The 15,000-nt window shown below is 38.8% G+C and carries 13 protein-coding genes, 1 tRNA gene, 2 rRNA genes, 1 other RNA gene and 1 other annotated feature (2 of these 18 running past the window's edge); of the genes, 13 read left to right on the forward strand and 4 right to left on the reverse strand.

Annotated elements, in window-relative coordinates; genetic code table 11:
- Together BCER98_RS00050 and rrf are read left to right on the forward strand one after the other, a co-directional pair.
- Positions 1 to 1,759: ribosomal RNA gene (locus tag BCER98_RS00050) — 23S ribosomal RNA — on the forward strand; it begins 1,163 nt to the left of the window's first position.
- 95 nt (positions 1,760 to 1,854) lie between these two features.
- A 5S ribosomal RNA gene (gene rrf, locus BCER98_RS00055) occupies positions 1,855 to 1,970 on the forward strand.
- A 38-nt stretch (positions 1,971 to 2,008) separates the two neighbouring features.
- Here rrf and BCER98_RS00060 read toward each other — a convergent pair.
- Positions 2,009 to 3,004 carry a YaaC family protein gene (locus BCER98_RS00060; RefSeq protein WP_011983154.1) on the reverse strand — a complete coding sequence of 332 codons (996 nt, stop codon included), beginning with the start codon at positions 3,002 to 3,004 and terminating at the stop codon, positions 2,009 to 2,011.
- Positions 3,005 to 3,119: 115 nt separating this feature from the next.
- On the opposite strand from BCER98_RS00060, the gene guaB reads away from it, so the two are divergent.
- The 7 genes from guaB (at position 3,120) to BCER98_RS00095 (ending at position 10,054) form a co-directional block, all read left to right on the forward strand.
- The gene (guaB, locus tag BCER98_RS00065; protein ID WP_011983155.1) at positions 3,120 to 4,583 is read left to right on the forward strand and encodes an IMP dehydrogenase; all 1,464 of its coding nucleotides are present in this window, start codon (positions 3,120 to 3,122) and stop codon (positions 4,581 to 4,583) included.
- A 106-nt stretch (positions 4,584 to 4,689) separates the two neighbouring features.
- Entirely contained in the window at positions 4,690 to 6,009 is a 1,320-nt protein-coding gene (locus BCER98_RS00070) for a serine hydrolase (RefSeq protein WP_011983156.1), read from the forward strand.
- Positions 6,010 to 6,168: 159 nt separating this feature from the next.
- A complete protein-coding gene (gene pdxS / locus BCER98_RS00075; protein WP_011983157.1) occupies positions 6,169 to 7,056 on the forward strand; it encodes a pyridoxal 5'-phosphate synthase lyase subunit PdxS in 888 nt (295 codons plus the stop codon).
- A 17-nt stretch (positions 7,057 to 7,073) separates the two neighbouring features.
- The gene (gene pdxT / locus BCER98_RS00080) at positions 7,074 to 7,664 is read left to right on the forward strand and encodes a pyridoxal 5'-phosphate synthase glutaminase subunit PdxT (RefSeq protein WP_011983158.1); all 591 of its coding nucleotides are present in this window, start codon (positions 7,074 to 7,076) and stop codon (positions 7,662 to 7,664) included.
- Between the two features lie 54 nt (positions 7,665 to 7,718).
- Positions 7,719 to 7,941, forward strand: a binding site (T-box leader).
- Between the two features lie 50 nt (positions 7,942 to 7,991).
- Complete coding sequence (gene serS, locus BCER98_RS00085) at positions 7,992 to 9,266, forward strand: serine--tRNA ligase (protein ID WP_011983159.1); 1,275 nt, start codon at positions 7,992 to 7,994, stop codon at positions 9,264 to 9,266.
- A gap of 160 nt (positions 9,267 to 9,426) precedes the next feature.
- Positions 9,427 to 9,519, forward strand: a tRNA-Ser gene (locus BCER98_RS00090).
- 166 nt (positions 9,520 to 9,685) lie between these two features.
- Positions 9,686 to 10,054 (forward strand): DUF3797 domain-containing protein, encoded by a 369-nt coding sequence (locus BCER98_RS00095; RefSeq protein WP_041809337.1) that lies wholly within the window; start codon positions 9,686 to 9,688, stop codon positions 10,052 to 10,054.
- A gap of 36 nt (positions 10,055 to 10,090) precedes the next feature.
- Here BCER98_RS00095 and BCER98_RS00100 read toward each other — a convergent pair whose 3' ends face one another.
- The 3 genes from BCER98_RS00100 to BCER98_RS00110 form a co-directional block, all read right to left on the reverse strand.
- A complete protein-coding gene (locus tag BCER98_RS00100) occupies positions 10,091 to 10,759 on the reverse strand; it encodes a deoxynucleoside kinase (protein WP_011983160.1) in 669 nt (222 codons plus the stop codon).
- A 2-nt stretch (positions 10,760 to 10,761) separates the two neighbouring features.
- A complete protein-coding gene (locus BCER98_RS00105) occupies positions 10,762 to 11,397 on the reverse strand; it encodes a deoxynucleoside kinase (RefSeq protein ID WP_011983161.1) in 636 nt (211 codons plus the stop codon).
- A gap of 103 nt (positions 11,398 to 11,500) precedes the next feature.
- Positions 11,501 to 12,058 carry an isochorismatase family cysteine hydrolase gene (locus BCER98_RS00110; RefSeq protein ID WP_011983162.1) on the reverse strand — a complete coding sequence of 186 codons (558 nt, stop codon included), beginning with the start codon at positions 12,056 to 12,058 and terminating at the stop codon, positions 11,501 to 11,503.
- A 115-nt stretch (positions 12,059 to 12,173) separates the two neighbouring features.
- On the opposite strand from BCER98_RS00110, the gene tadA reads away from it, so the two are divergent.
- The 4 genes from tadA to BCER98_RS00125 all read left to right on the forward strand — a co-directional run.
- Positions 12,174 to 12,668 carry a tRNA adenosine(34) deaminase TadA gene (tadA, locus tag BCER98_RS00115; RefSeq protein WP_011983163.1) on the forward strand — a complete coding sequence of 165 codons (495 nt, stop codon included), beginning with the start codon at positions 12,174 to 12,176 and terminating at the stop codon, positions 12,666 to 12,668.
- A 78-nt stretch (positions 12,669 to 12,746) separates the two neighbouring features.
- Positions 12,747 to 13,011: signal recognition particle sRNA large type (gene ffs, locus BCER98_RS20485), an RNA gene on the forward strand.
- A gap of 133 nt (positions 13,012 to 13,144) precedes the next feature.
- Entirely contained in the window at positions 13,145 to 14,833 is a 1,689-nt protein-coding gene (gene dnaX / locus BCER98_RS00120; RefSeq protein ID WP_011983164.1) for a DNA polymerase III subunit gamma/tau, read from the forward strand.
- A 25-nt stretch (positions 14,834 to 14,858) separates the two neighbouring features.
- Positions 14,859 to 15,000 carry the beginning of a YbaB/EbfC family nucleoid-associated protein gene (locus BCER98_RS00125; RefSeq protein ID WP_164468636.1) on the forward strand. 185 nt of this gene lie beyond the right edge of the window, so the window shows 142 of its 327 coding nt (coding positions 1-142); the start codon lies at positions 14,859 to 14,861; its stop codon lies off the right edge, out of view.

The raw sequence follows: 15,000 nt of genomic DNA on the forward strand, positions 1-15,000 counted from the left end.
CTGCGCCGAAAATGTACCGGGGCTAAATACACCACCGAAGCTGCGGATTGATACCTTTGGTATCAGTGGTAGGGGAGCGTTCTAAGGACAGTGAAGTCAGACCGGAAGGACTGGTGGAGTGCTTAGAAGTGAGAATGCCGGTATGAGTAGCGAAAGACGGGTGAGAATCCCGTCCACCGAATGCCTAAGGTTTCCTGAGGAAGGCTCGTCCGCTCAGGGTTAGTCAGGACCTAAGCCGAGGCCGACAGGCGTAGGCGATGGACAACAGGTTGATATTCCTGTACCACCTCTTTATCGTTTGAGCAATGGAGGGACGCAGAAGGATAGAAGAAGCGTGCGATTGGTTGTGCACGTCCAAGCAGTTAGGCTGGTAAGTAGGCAAATCCGCTTACCGCGAAGGCTGAGCTGTGATGGGGAAGCTCCTTATGGAGCGAAGTCTTCGATTCCCCGCTGCCAAGAAAAGCTTCTAGCGAGATAAAAGGTGCCTGTACCGCAAACCGACACAGGTAGGCGAGGAGAGAATCCTAAGGTGAGCGAGAGAACTCTGGTTAAGGAACTCGGCAAAATGACCCCGTAACTTCGGGAGAAGGGGTGCTTTCTTAACGGAAAGCCGCAGTGAATAGGCCCAAGCGACTGTTTAGCAAAAACACAGGTCTCTGCGAAGCCGTAAGGCGAAGTATAGGGGCTGACACCTGCCCGGTGCTGGAAGGTTAAGGAGAGGGGTTAGCGTAAGCGAAGCTCTGAACTGAAGCCCCAGTAAACGGCGGCCGTAACTATAACGGTCCTAAGGTAGCGAAATTCCTTGTCGGGTAAGTTCCGACCCGCACGAAAGGTGTAACGATTTGGGCACTGTCTCAACCAGAGACTCGGTGAAATTATAGTACCTGTGAAGATGCAGGTTACCCGCGACAGGACGGAAAGACCCCGTGGAGCTTTACTGTAGCCTGATATTGAATTTTGGTACAGCTTGTACAGGATAGGCGGGAGCCTTTGAAGCCGGAGCGCTAGCTTCGGTGGAGGCGCTGGTGGGATACCGCCCTGGCTGTATTGAAATTCTAACCTACGGGTCTTATCGACCCGGGAGACAGTGTCAGGTGGGCAGTTTGACTGGGGCGGTCGCCTCCTAAAGTGTAACGGAGGCGCCCAAAGGTTCCCTCAGAATGGTTGGAAATCATTCGTAGAGTGCAAAGGCATAAGGGAGCTTGACTGCGAGACCTACAAGTCGAGCAGGGACGAAAGTCGGGCTTAGTGATCCGGTGGTTCCGCATGGAAGGGCCATCGCTCAACGGATAAAAGCTACCCCGGGGATAACAGGCTTATCTCCCCCAAGAGTCCACATCGACGGGGAGGTTTGGCACCTCGATGTCGGCTCATCGCATCCTGGGGCTGTAGTCGGTCCCAAGGGTTGGGCTGTTCGCCCATTAAAGCGGTACGCGAGCTGGGTTCAGAACGTCGTGAGACAGTTCGGTCCCTATCCGTCGTGGGCGTAGGAAATTTGAGAGGAGCTGTCCTTAGTACGAGAGGACCGGGATGGACGCACCGCTGGTGTACCAGTTGTTCTGCCAAGGGCATCGCTGGGTAGCTATGTGCGGAAGGGATAAGTGCTGAAAGCATCTAAGCATGAAGCCCCCCTCAAGATGAGATTTCCCATAGCGTAAGCTAGTAAGATCCCTGAAAGATGATCAGGTTGATAGGTTCGAGGTGGAAGCGTGGTGACACGTGGAGCTGACGAATACTAATAGATCGAGGACTTAACCATATATCTAAAGCGGAAGCGACTTGTTCAGAGTCGCTGGAGCTGAATTCAATATGAAGCAAATGTTATCTAGTTTTGAAGGAATATCCCTTCAATAGTTTGGTGATGATGGCAGAGAGGTCACACCCGTTCCCATACCGAACACGGAAGTTAAGCTCTCTAGCGCCGATGGTAGTTGGGGCCTTGCCCCTGTGAGAGTAGGACGTCGCCAAGCAAAAAACACGAGTGAATTCACTCGTGTTTTTTTATTTCCTAAGAAATAGATGAACATTGATTGAATAAAAATAACGAAATATAGTAAGGAATTTTTTCAGCAGATATATTTAAAAATTGATAAATAAAAGGATAATCATCCGAAGCGTAGCTTCCTAAAAGTTCATACCACCATTCCGTCTCATAGCGTGAAATCATACTTAAATTATAGAGGAGTAAATAATGGATAAGCAATTCAGGTAAACATGGTTTTGGACTTCTTGAATCACTTATGATTGGCCAATAATAAGTGTCTAAATGGTGGCTATAAGACAATGGAGCAACATATATCGGATTCCATGTTTTAATAGGAGCAGAAAATACTAATTTCGTTTCATCCTCTTTACTATCTACATAGCGCATAGAAAGGTGTCTACAAATCGTTTCAATATAACGAGTAAATCTCTCCTTAGTCATATGTAAATGATCAAGCACTGCAGGGGGAAAGGTAATATATTCTTTCCTGTGTGTATCCAACTTATACAATGTTTTTCCCTTTTGACTACATTGAAATAAAGATTGTAATTCAGGGATTTTTACAAGCAATTCGAACATATTAAATTTTTCTCCTTCCAGTTGTTCCATATGAAACAGTTGCTGTGCAAGGTGAGGAAATAGCCCGGTTTTTTGTATTTTTACTTCATCTTCTAAAAATTGATAACCTTGTTTTTTTCGTTTTCTTGTTGTTACTCCATGAGCTAAGACAGTTGTAGATTCAGGGTAGTTCGGATTGATAGTTAATAGGCATGCCTTAAAGAGCTGACTCATTCCATAAAACAACAAAATCGGCTGAATAGAACAAGGAGCAGTTTGATAAAGATTATAATAATTTTTCCCATGCTCCAAATAATAAATAAAGGGATAACAATTTTCAAAGCTCCTCTTTTCAGCATTTTCAATAGGTAATTTCTTATAACAACGGGCAAGATAACGTTGTACATTTTGAGCAGACAAAAAGAAACTAAATTGATGCCAAATTTGAGATGTACAATTCATATGTTACGCTCCTTTTATTATCTAAAAATTCCAACATATAATCACTTTCTTGACAGTATTTTAACCAATTGTTAAGCTACTAATAATAATTTCTGGTATCATAGGGGGAACAATTATGTGGGAATCTAAATTTGTTAAAGAAGGTTTGACATTTGATGATGTATTACTTATACCAGCAAAATCAGATGTATTACCAAGAGAAGTAAATGTTAAAACGGTTCTATCTGAAAGTTTGCAGTTAAATATTCCTTTAATTAGCGCAGGGATGGACACAGTAACAGAAGCTGATATGGCTATTGCAATGGCACGTCAAGGTGGATTAGGAATTATTCATAAGAATATGTCAATTGAGCAACAAGCTGAACAAGTTGATAAAGTAAAACGTTCTGAAAGTGGCGTTATTTCAGATCCTTTCTTTTTAACTCCAGAGCATCAAGTGTACGATGCAGAACATTTAATGGGAAAATATCGCATCTCAGGTGTACCAATTGTAAATAATTTAGATGAGCAAAAACTAGTTGGTATTATTACAAACCGTGATATGCGTTTTATTCAAGATTACTCTATCAAAATTTCCGACGTGATGACAAAAGAACAACTCATTACTGCTCCGGTCGGTACTACGCTAAAAGAAGCTGAAAAGATCCTACAGAAATATAAAATTGAAAAGCTCCCTCTTGTTGATCAAAACGGTGTGTTAAAAGGTCTTATTACCATTAAAGATATTGAAAAAGTCATTGAGTTTCCAAACTCAGCAAAGGATAAACAGGGGCGTTTATTAGTTGGGGCAGCAGTTGGTGTAACTGCAGATGCAATGCTTCGTATTGACGCATTAGTAAAAGCAAACGTAGACGTTATTGTAATTGATACAGCTCATGGACATTCACAAGGTGTTCTTGAAAAAGTAAAAGAGGTTCGTACTAAATATCCAGAATTAAATATTATTGCAGGGAACGTTGCTACAGCTGAAGCAACACGTGCATTAATTGAAGCTGGTGCAAATATTATCAAAGTTGGTATTGGACCAGGCTCAATTTGTACAACACGCGTTGTAGCTGGCGTAGGTGTTCCACAATTAACAGCAGTATATGATTGTGCAACTGAAGCGCGTAAACATGGTATCCCGGTTATTGCTGATGGCGGTATTAAATACTCTGGTGATATGGTGAAGGCTTTAGCGGCAGGTGCTCACGTTGTAATGCTTGGTAGCATGTTCGCTGGTGTAGCTGAAAGCCCAGGGGAAACTGAAATTTACCAAGGTCGTCAATTTAAAGTGTACCGTGGTATGGGTTCTGTTGGAGCGATGGAAAAAGGAAGTAAGGATCGTTACTTCCAAGAAGGAAATAAAAAACTTGTTCCAGAGGGTATTGAAGGCCGTGTACCATATAAAGGACCTTTAGCTGATACAGTTCATCAATTAGTTGGTGGATTACGTGCAGGAATGGGATATTGCGGAGCACATGATTTAGAGTTCTTACGTGAAAATGCACAATTTATTCGTATGACAGGTGCTGGACTACGCGAAAGTCATCCACACCATGTACAAATTACAAAAGAAGCGCCAAATTACTCTCTATAATGTCTTATATATAAATAGACAGAGGTTTGATACCTCTGTCTATTTTTTTTTGATTATGTTAGAATAACGGTTATGTGAGTACAATGAGATATTGGGGGTAACTGAAGTGAAAGGTATGTTTTGCAAAAGATTCATTGCAATGGTAACAGTGCTGACATTATTTTTTAGCGCGTTCGTTACATATAGCAGTGTATCAGCAGAAACAAGTTCTGCTTTAAATATTGAAGCAGGCGCAGCAATTTTAGTAGAAGCAGATTCTGGGAAAATTTTATATCAAAAAAATGCAGATGAATTGTTAGCAATTGCAAGTATGACGAAAATGATGAGTGAATATTTAGTTCATAAAGCGGTGGATACAGGGAAACTTAAATGGGATCAAAAAATAAAAGTTTCTGAATATGCACATAAAATTTCACAAGACCGCTCATTATCAAATGTTCCGCTAGAAAATGGTGGTTCTTACACAGTGAAAGAATTGTATGAAGCAATGGCAATTTACTCCGCAAACGGCGCAACAATTGCTTTAGCTGAGGCGGTTGCAGGTAAAGAAGCAGACTTCGTAAAAATGATGAATGATCAAGCAAAAGAGTTTGGATTGAAAAATTATAAATTTGTAAACTCTACAGGTTTAACAAACAAAGATTTAAAAGGACAACATCCTGAAGGAACAACACCGGATGAGGAAAATAAAATGTCGGCACGAGATGTTGCCATTTTAGCACAGCATTTAATTCAAGATTTTCCAAAGGTGTTAGATACGGCGAAAATTCCGAAGAAGGTATTCCAAGAAGGTGGAAAATATCCTGTTAAGATGGATAACTGGAACTGGATGTTAAAAGGCTTAATTAAACAATATGAAGGTGTAGATGGTTTAAAAACAGGTTCTACTCCAGAAGCTGGTGATTGCTTTACAGGTACTGCTGAAAGAAATGGAATGCGTTTAATTTCTGTTGTTATTAAAACAAATTCCCATACAGCGCGCTTTGATGAAACAAAGAAACTTTTTGATTACGGATTTACCAATTTTGATGTAAAAAAAGTATATCCAAAAGGATCATCAGTAAAGGGATATGAAACGGTACGAGTTGAAAATGCAAAAGATAAAGATGTTGCAGTTGAGACAAAACAAGCGATTACACTTCCAATGCCAAAAGGAAGTAAAGATGTTTACAAAACAGAGTTTAAAGAGGTAGGAAAAGAAAAAGAAGCACCTATTAAAAAAGGAACAACATTAGGACAAATGGTTGTATCACCTAAGGATGCGAGTGATCCAGGATTCTTATCTGGGAAATCATTGCATGTTGATTTAGTAACAAAATCAGAAGTAGAACAAGCAAACTGGTTTGTACGCTCTATGCGTGGTATAGGATCCTTCTTTAGCGACATATGGAATAGTGCTGTTGATACAGTAAAAGGTTGGTTTTAAAAGCTCCTCATAGTAGGAGCTTTTTTTATTTTTGATTTTTCATACACATTTTATGAAAAAGTAGTGGACAAGTCTCTAATAGTTAGTGATAGAATGTAAGAGTATTCTAAATTTTCGCCTTTAACGGGGGAAGCAATTCATCTAGGGAGGTTTTTGTACATGACAAATGTAACAGGAACAGAACGTGTCAAACGTGGAATGGCAGAAATGCAAAAAGGCGGCGTTATTATGGATGTAGTTAACGCTGAACAAGCAAAGATTGCAGAAGAAGCAGGCGCAGTTGCCGTTATGGCGTTAGAGCGTGTTCCTGCAGATATTCGTGCTGCAGGTGGCGTTGCACGTATGGCAGATCCAACAATTGTAGAAGAAGTTATGGGGGCTGTATCAATTCCAGTTATGGCAAAATGCCGGATTGGTCATCTGGTGGAAGCTCGTGTATTAGAATCATTAGGGGTAGACTATATTGATGAGAGTGAAGTGTTAACTCCAGCTGATGAAGTAAACCATTTAAATAAACGTGATTACACTGTTCCATTTGTATGTGGATGTCGTGATATTGGAGAAGCTGCGCGTCGTATTGCAGAGGGGGCTTCTATGCTTCGAACAAAAGGTGAACCTGGAACGGGAAATATCGTAGAAGCAGTTCGTCATATGCGTCAAGTCAATGCAGAAATCCGTCAAGTTGCGAATCTTCGTGAAGACGAACTTATGACATATGCTAAAAATACTGGTGCTCCTTATGAAGTTTTACTTGAAATTAAACGTCTTGGGCGTCTTCCAGTTGTAAACTTTGCAGCAGGAGGTGTAGCAACGCCAGCAGATGCGGCATTAATGATGCAGCTTGGTGCAGATGGTGTGTTCGTAGGTTCTGGTATTTTTAAATCAGAAAACCCTGAAAAGTTTGCACGTGCAATTGTTGAAGCAACCACACATTATGAAGATTATGAGTTAATTGCAAATCTTTCTAAAGGATTAGGTGATGCAATGAAGGGCGTTGAAATTTCAACACTATTACCAGAACAACGTATGCAAGAACGCGGTTGGTAATTAAAGGAGATTTAAAAATGGTAAAAATCGGTGTGTTAGGTCTTCAAGGAGCAGTTCGAGAGCATGTAAAAGCAATTGAAGCAAGCGGTGCAGAAGCTGTAGTTGTAAAACAAGTAGAACAACTTCAAGAAATTGATGGGCTTATTTTACCAGGCGGTGAAAGTACAACAATGCGTCGTCTCATTGATAAGTATCATTTTATGGAACCACTTCGTGAATTTGCGCGTTCTAGAAAGCCGATGTTTGGTACATGTGCAGGTATGATTTTACTTGCAAATAAACTGATTGGTTATGAAGAAGCGCATATTGGTGCAATGGATATTACAGTAGAACGCAATGCATTTGGTCGTCAAAAGGATAGCTTCGAAGCTACACTTTCGATTAAAGGTGTAGGAGAAGATTTTACAGGTGTATTTATTCGAGCGCCGTATGTCGTTGATATAGCTGATGATGTAGAAGTTCTTTCTATGCACAATGGTCGAATGGTTGCAGTGAAACAAGGGCCATTTTTGGCTGCTTCTTTCCATCCAGAGTTAACAGATGATTATCGTGTTACAGCGTATTTTGTAGAGATGGTAGAAGAAGCAAAAATGAAGAAAGTTGTATAAGTAACTTGCAACTTGTGTAAGATTATAGTAAATTGATGGTAACAATTTTATAAAATTAGCGTGTTGATAGGAAATAGTAACAAATAGTGTTTCTTGACAGAGAGTCGGTGGTTGGTGGAAACCGATAGAAACGATTTGTGAATCCATCCTGGAGTGAAATGTGGAATATCTTTATGATTAGTAAGCATTTCCGGTGAAGAGCCGTTATTTCTACTTGAGAGGAAAACAGAGTTGTTTTCAACTAGGGTGGCAACGCGGGTTAACTCCCGTCCCTTTTATAGGGACGGGAGTTTTTGTATTTTATAAAATAAAAGGAGGAGTTTACAGGTGCTTGATATTAAATTTTTACGTGCCAATTTTGAAGAAGTAAAAGAAAAGTTGCAGCATAGAGGCGAAGACTTAGCTGATTTTGAGTGTTTTGAAGAATTAGATACAAAAAGAAGAGAGTTGCTTGTTCAAACAGAGGAACTAAAAAGTAAACGTAATGAAGTATCTCAACAAATTTCTATGTTAAAGCGTGAAAAGAAAGATGCAGAAGCATTAATTTTAGAGATGCGTGAAGTAGGAGAAAAAATAAAGGGTCTTGATAATGAGCTACGCGAAGTAGAAGAGGATTTAGAAAGATTAATGCTTTCTATTCCAAATATTCCACATGAATCTACACCTGTTGGTGAAACAGAAGATGATAACGTGGTAGTGCGTACTTGGGGAGAAGTAAAAGAATTTAACTTTGAGCCAAAACCACATTGGGATCTTGCGACTGATTTAGGTATTGTAGATTTTGAACGCGCAGGTAAAGTAACAGGAAGTCGTTTCGTATTTTATAAGGGTGCAGGAGCTAGATTAGAACGTGCTTTAATTAGCTTCATGCTTGACCTTCACACAGAAGAGCATGGGTATGAAGAGGTTTTACCTCCATACATGGTAAACCGTGCAAGTATGACAGGAACAGGTCAACTTCCGAAGTTTGAAGAAGATGCATTCCTTATCGAAAGTGAAGATTACTTCTTAATCCCTACAGCTGAAGTTCCAGTAACAAATATGCACCGTGATGAAATCTTAAGTGCCGAGCAATTGCCAATTCGTTATGCTGCATTTAGCTCTTGTTTCCGTTCTGAGGCAGGTTCAGCTGGACGTGATACACGCGGTTTAATTCGTCAACATCAATTTAATAAAGTAGAGCTTGTAAAGTTTGTTAAACCAGAAGAGTCTTATGAGGAATTAGAAAAATTAACAAATGATGCGGAACGCGTGTTACAATTATTAGAGTTGCCATATCGTGTTATGAGCATGTGTACAGGAGATTTAGGATTTACAGCAGCAAAGAAATATGATATCGAAGTATGGCTGCCAAGCTATGATACGTACCGTGAGATCTCTTCTTGCAGTAATTTCGAAGCATTCCAGGCAAGACGTGCAAATATTCGTTTCCGTCGTGAACCTAATGCGAAACCAGAACCAGTTCATACATTGAATGGTTCAGGTCTTGCGATTGGCCGTACAGTTGCAGCGATTTTAGAAAATTATCAGCAAGAAGATGGTACAATTATAATTCCAGAAGTTCTTCGTCCTTATATGGGAGGAAAAACAGTTATTAAATAAATGAATACTTTCATCGGTATGAGTGATTGGTAATTTCAGTTGTTGTCAGTAATAACATGAAAGGAAAGGAAAATATAGATTATATTTTCCTTTCCTCATAATTTATAATACTAGGGTTGACTAACTGTTTTTCTTTTGTTATTATATTTGATGTCAATATGGAGGTATACCCAAGTCTGGCTGAAGGGATCGGTCTTGAAAACCGACAGGCGGCGAGAGTCGCGCGGGGGTTCGAATCCCTCTACCTCCTCCAGATATAATTGACAACAGCGCATATAAGTGGAGATTGGAGAACTCGTTACCAACACGTAACGAGTTTTTATTTTAAAACCAATCAGAAAGTATGATGTAAGGTTAATATTGCCTTATGAAACACTCATATTCCGATGATTATCTTCATAGATATGAAAGGAGTCAACATGGATCTTATTATACAAACATTTCCTTTAGATGGAAAAACTTTATATTATGTACAATGTCCGGTTTGTAAGAACGATAGAATTTTAAATAGTGGTGCGAATGTATCTTGCATTATAAGTGATGAAACATTCCGTAAGCTTTGTGGTTGTACTTGTAATGTAAAAAAAGAAGCACCAAAGAAAGCGACCAAAAAGGCAGCAACTCCAAAGCGTACTGGTAAGGTATTAACGGCAATGATTAATGGGAAAGAAATGACTGTTAAAGAGATTGCAGAAGCATACGATATTAGTACAAGTACGGTTCGTCAGCGTATTAACGCTGGGAAGACAGAGAGTGAAATTATTGCTCCGACAAAAAGGAAAAAATAAGTTAATAGGAAAACCCGTGCATTTGCACGGGTTTTTTTATTTTACAAGTCTATGTGTTTGGTTTAAGAAATGTCCGATTTTCTTAATAATTGGTTCAATGGAATTTTCATCTTGTAGAACATCGTATTCATTAATATTTAAACGTAGGACAGGGCAGGAGTTAAAGTTATTAATCCAATTTTCATAACGCTCATGCATTTCCTTCCAATATTCAATTGGCGTTTGTTGCTCCATCGGGCGTCCCCTTTTTTGAATACGATCAACAATATCATCAAAAGAACCTTCTAAATAAATTAATAGGTCTGGATGCGGAAAATAAGGTGTCATTACCATTGCATCAAACAGGCTTTTATATGTTTCATAATCTGTTTCTGTCATTGTCCCTTTTTCATAGTGCATCTTCGCGAAAATGCCAGTGTCTTCATAAATAGAACGATCTTGGATAAAGCCTCCGCCATATTCAAAAATTTTTTTTTGTTCTTTAAATCGCTCTGCTAAGAAATAAACTTGTAAATGAAAACTCCAACGTGTAAAATCATCATAAAATTTGTCTAAGTAAGGATTTGAATCTACCTTTTCAAATGATGTTCGATAGCTTAAAGCATTAGCAAGTGCTGTGGTCATTGTTGATTTTCCTACACCGACAGTTCCAGCGATAGTAATTACTGCATCATTGGGTATATCGTATTTTTGCCTGAAATTCATTGCTATTTCGTCCCCTTTGAGAGTGTATTTTGGAGAGTGGATAAAATTACATGTAAGTCATCAGCATTTTTTATGAAATCTATGTTATCTCCATTAAATTTCAATACAGGAATATCTGGATGATCCTTTTGAAAAGCTTCCATTGCTATTTCATAATCTTGAGTAAGCTGTAATAAGTAATTTGGATCTATATTTTTTTCGAATTCTCTTCCGCGCATGGCAATTCTTTTTTGCAGTGTTTCAAGACTTGCAGTTAAGTATACGATGACATTTGGCACGGGCATATCCTGTGTAAGAATACGATAAATTCGCAAGTACTTTTCATATTGAACGTCCTTTAATGTACGAGATGCAAAGATTAAATTTTTAAATATATGATAATCTGCTACTACTGGCTTATGTTGATTTAAGTATTTTTTATTAATGTCTTCCAATTGTTTGTATCTGTTACATAGAAAGAACATTTCTGTTTGAAAACTCCATTCTTCAATATCTTCATAAAATTTTCCTAAGAAGGGATTTTCATCAACAATTTCTTTGAGTAAGTGGAGTTGCATGTGAGTTGAAATTTCCTTCGCTAGTGAAGTTTTTCCAACACCAATTGGTCCTTCAACCGTAATAAATGGTACTTCGGTCACGCTGTTTCCTCCTTTCAGTCTATAATTTCCTGCCATATAAAAACACAAAACAGGATTATTGTAGCATAAGAGGAGAGCAAAAGGGCTAATTTGTTATAAAAAGTTAGAAAGTCAATGGCGGTTTAGTTAATTTGAATTGAGACGAAGGCATAATATTTGCCTTTAATGTTGTTTTCATGATTTTTAAGGCATGTATATTATCTTGATCAGAATTAGAAGCGATGCAGTCCTCTGGTATGTAGAGGTTATAATTTCTCATATGAGCATCATTAGCCGTGAAAAGGATGCATATATTTCCAGCTACCCCTGTGATAATGAGGTTTTCAATTTTTAAGTAACCTAATAAAGAGTTTAATGGTGTTTCATAAAATGCAGAGTAATGTGGTTTAATAAAAACATAATCATCTGGTTCAGGAGAAATCATTTGTATAATGTTCTTGCTGTATGGATTTGTACAATGAGAAATTAGTTGGTTAATATCTGATCTCCACAATTGATAATGATCATTTATATAAATAATAGGGTAACCTAATGTTTTCAAGTTCTGTTTTAAATGTAGGATAGATGTTGCTAGCATCTCGCACTTTTTAGCTAGAATAGGTCCTTCGGAGAAGTTGAAATCATTAATCATATCGATAATGAGTAGAGCTGTATTTTTCATTTGTAATCATCCTTCTTTTTTTCTTTAGAATGGATTGAATGCTTAAAAGTTATCCAGTATGTATATGGGAATTGGATGAAACTATATTGTAATAGTGATTAGAGAGGACTGTGTTATGGAACAAGATATGTATTTTATGAAGCTGGCAATAGAAGAAGCGAAGAAAGCGGAGAAGATAGAGGAAGTTCCAATTGGAGCTGTACTTGTGTTAGATGGCAAAGTAATTAGTAGCGCTCATAACTTAAGGGAGACAGAACAAAGATCGATTGCTCATGCGGAGTTGTTGGCTATAGATAAGGCTTGTAAAGCTTTGGGAACATGGCGTTTAGAACATGCAACATTATATGTAACCTTGGAGCCATGTCCGATGTGTGCAGGTGGAATTGTTTTATCACGTGTGAAGCGTGTAGTATATGGTGCAAGTGATCCAAAAGGTGGATGTGCTGGTACTTTAATGAATCTTTTAACGGATGAACGTTTTAATCATCAATGTGAAGTTGTCTCAGGTGTAATGGAGGAAGAGTGCGGAGCGCTATTAACAAGCTTCTTTAGAGAACTTCGTAGGAAAAGAAAAGAACAGAAAAAAATTGATAATAAAACAAGTTGTTAACACATTTGCATTTTACAAAAAAACAAGTTATACTGATAGTGCCTTGTTTAAGGCAACCGAATATTGGTTTTAACTTTGCCGTGCTAAGCGGGGAGGTAGCGGTGCCCTGTACTCGCAATCCGCTCTAGCGAGGCCGAATCCCTTCTCGAGGTTATGTTACTGTAAGGCCTGCCTTAAGTAAGTGGTGTTGACGTTTGGGTCCTACGCAACGAGACCCCGTGAACCTTGTCAGGTCCGGAAGGAAGCAGCAATAAGCGGGTTCTCTCGTGTGCCGTAGGAGTGCCTGAACTGAGCTAACTGCTTGAGTAACGCTTATGGTACGTAATCGACAGAAGGTGCACGGCAGTTACATATGTATATGGAACCCATCTTTTTATAAAAGGTGGGTTTTTTGTATAAAAAATAACTTTTGGAATCTATAAACAGAATGGGTTATAATATACAAGATAATAACCTTTGAGGGAGGCCGTATTTTCGTGTCATACCAAGCGTTATACCGAACATGGAGACCGCAAAAGTTTGCAGATGTAGTCGGTCAAAAGCACGTAACAAAAACGTTGCAAAATGCCCTTCTTCAAGAAAAAGCTTCGCATGCTTATTTGTTTTCTGGTCCTAGGGGAACAGGTAAAACAACAATTGCAAAAGTATTTGCTAAGGCAATTAACTGTGAGCATGCCCCAGTAGCTGAACCTTGTAATGAATGTCCTGCATGCTTAGGCATTACACAAGGATCTATTTCGGATGTATTAGAAATTGATGCGGCTTCAAATAACGGTGTAGATGAAATTCGAGATATTAGAGATAAGGTAAAATATGCCCCAAGTGCAGTGAAATATAAAGTATACATTATCGATGAAGTTCACATGCTTTCTATGGGAGCTTTTAATGCACTTTTGAAAACATTAGAAGAACCCCCACAACATGTTATCTTTATTTTAGCAACAACAGAACCTCATAAAATTCCACCGACAATTATTTCAAGGTGTCAACGTTTCGAATTTCGAAAAATATCAGTTCATGATATCGTAGAGAGATTAGAAACTGTTGTAACAAACGAAGGTACAAAGGTAGAAAATGAAGCGTTGCAAATTGTTGCGCGTGCTGCTGAAGGTGGAATGCGCGACGCACTTAGTATAATTGACCAAGCTATTTCTTATAGTGATGAAATAGTTACGACTGAGGATGTTTTAGCCGTAACGGGTTCTGTTTCACAACAATATTTAGGTAATCTTGTAGAGTGTATACGTGATAATGATGTATCGAGAGCGTTACGTATTATTGATGATATGATGAGTAAAGGAAAAGATCCTGTTCGTTTTATGGAAGACTTTATTTATTACTATCGGGATATGCTCTTATATCAAACTTCACCACAATTAGAACATATGCTAGAACGGGTCATTGTAGACGATCAGTTTCGTATGTTAAGTGAGGCTATGCGGCCTGAAGTGATTTATGAAATCATTCATACGCTTAGCAAGGGGCAACAGGAAATGAAATGGACAAATCATCCACGAATTTTCCTAGAGGTGGTTATGGTTCAACTTTGTCAGCAATTTATGGTGCAAGCAAATGGAACTGACCGCCTACAAGCAATTATAAACAGAATGCAACAGCTGGAAAAAGAGCTAGCAGATGTGAAAAAGAATGGTGTTCCTGCTGGTGTCCAGCAGGAAGTAAGAGAAACTCGTACAGCACCAAAACCAGTGCGAACAGGAAATATGAAAATTCCTGTTGGCCGTGTACATGAAGTGTTAAAGCAAGCGAAACGCCAAGATTTAGAACAACTAAAGTCTATATGGGGCGAGTTACTAGGGAGATTGAAATCTTACAACAAAGTAGCATTTGCCGTGTTATTAGAAAATAGTGAACCAGTTGCAGCTTCTGAGGATTCATATGTCTTAGCCTTCCAGTACGAGATTCATTGTAAAATGGCAAGTGAGAACCGTGAAGCGATGGATACCGTAGAACAGATTCTATTTGAATTGGTCGGTAAAAGATTAAATATGATTGCAATTCCGAAAGATCATTGGGGAAAAATCCGTGAAGAATTTTTACAACGTGAAGGCGGAAACTCAGAGGAATCAAAGGAACAAAGGGTGGATCCTCTCATAGAAGAGGCTGTAAAATTAGTAGGGCAACAACTAATTGAAATAAAAGAATAAGAATGTTTAGGAGGAATTTATTATGATGCGTGGCGGAATGGGAAATATGAATAATATGATGAAACAAATGCAAAAAATGCAAAAACAAATGGCGAAAGCACAAGAGGAACTTGGTGAAAAACAAGTTGAAGGTACAGCTGGTGGCGGTATGGTAACAGTTATTGCAA

It is taken from the genome of Bacillus cytotoxicus NVH 391-98 (assembly GCF_000017425.1).
GTDB classification, from domain to species: Bacteria; Bacillota; Bacilli; order Bacillales; family Bacillaceae_G; genus Bacillus_A; species Bacillus_A cytotoxicus.

Coding starts and splice junctions, on each gene's coding strand:
- pdxT (WP_011983158.1), top strand. CDS start 7,074: ATGGTAAAAATCGGTGTGTTAGGTCTTCAAGGAGCAGTTCGAGAGCAT.
- BCER98_RS00095 (WP_041809337.1), top strand. CDS start 9,686: ATGGATCTTATTATACAAACATTTCCTTTAGATGGAAAAACTTTATAT.
- BCER98_RS00110 (WP_011983162.1), bottom strand. CDS start 12,058: ATGAAAAATACAGCTCTACTCATTATCGATATGATTAATGATTTCAAC.
- BCER98_RS00060 (WP_011983154.1), bottom strand. CDS start 3,004: ATGAATTGTACATCTCAAATTTGGCATCAATTTAGTTTCTTTTTGTCT.
- pdxS (WP_011983157.1), top strand. CDS start 6,169: ATGACAAATGTAACAGGAACAGAACGTGTCAAACGTGGAATGGCAGAA.
- guaB (WP_011983155.1), top strand. CDS start 3,120: ATGTGGGAATCTAAATTTGTTAAAGAAGGTTTGACATTTGATGATGTA.
- tadA (WP_011983163.1), top strand. CDS start 12,174: ATGGAACAAGATATGTATTTTATGAAGCTGGCAATAGAAGAAGCGAAG.
- BCER98_RS00100 (WP_011983160.1), bottom strand. CDS start 10,759: ATGAATTTCAGGCAAAAATACGATATACCCAATGATGCAGTAATTACT.